Below are 987 nucleotides of genomic sequence, written 5' to 3'. Positions count from 1 at the left end.
GAGGCAAACGAGGGGAACTGAAACATCTAAGTACCCTTAGGAAAAGAAATCAACCGAGATTCCCCTAGTAGCGGCGAGCGAACGGGGATTAGCCCTTAAGTCAGAGGGGTGTTAGTGGAATGGTCTGGAAAGTCCAGCGGCACAGGGTGATAGCCCCGTACACGAAAACTAACCTTTGATGAAAACGAGTAAGGCGGGACACGTGATATCCTGTTTGAATATGGGGGGACCATCCTCCAAGGCTAAATACTCCTGACTGACCGATAGTGAACCAGTACCGTGAGGGAAAGGCGAAAAGAACCCCTGTGAGGGGAGTGAAATAGAACCTGAAACCGTATACGTACAAGCAGTGGGAGCGGTTCTTGAGACCGTGACTGCGTACCTTTTGTATAATGGGTCAGCGACTTACGTTTTGTAGCGAGGTTAAGCGAATAGCGGAGCCGTAGGGAAACCGAGTGTTAACTGCGCGTTTAGTTGCAAGGCGTAGACCCGAAACCCGGTGATCTAGCCATGGGCAGGTTGAAGGTTGAGTAACATCAACTGGAGGACCGAACCGACTAATGTTGAAAAATTAGCGGATGACTTGTGGCTGGGGGTGAAAGGCCAATCAAACCGGGAGATATCTGGTTCTCCTCGAAAGCTATTTAGGTAGCGCCTCGGACGAACACCTTTGGGGGTAGAGCACTGTTAAGGCTAGGGGGTCATCCCGACTTACCAACCCTTTGCAAACTCCGAATACCAAAGAGTGCTATCCGGGAGACAGACGGCGGGTGCTAACGTCCGTCGTCAAAAGGGAAACAACCCAGACCGTCAGCTAAGGTCCCAAAGTGTATGTTAAGTGGGAAACGATGTGGGAAGGCTTAGACAGCTAGGATGTTGGCTTAGAAGCAGCCATCATTTAAAGAAAGCGTAATAGCTCACTAGTCGAGTCGGCCTGCGCGGAAGATGTAACGGGGCTAAACATACCACCGAAGCTACGGGTGCAAT

At 50.8% G+C, this 987-nt stretch carries 1 rRNA gene; it reads left to right on the top strand.

Annotated features, from left to right (window positions below):
• A 23S ribosomal RNA gene (locus M0415_RS21300) occupies window positions 1-987 on the top strand; the annotation flags it as partial.

It is taken from the genome of Shewanella sp. 10B, assembly GCF_023475885.1.
In the GTDB taxonomy this organism is placed as follows: domain Bacteria; phylum Pseudomonadota; class Gammaproteobacteria; order Enterobacterales; family Shewanellaceae; genus Shewanella; species Shewanella mangrovisoli.
Note: the sequence above shows the minus strand (reverse complement) of the source record. Positions and strands in the feature narration are given on the sequence as shown.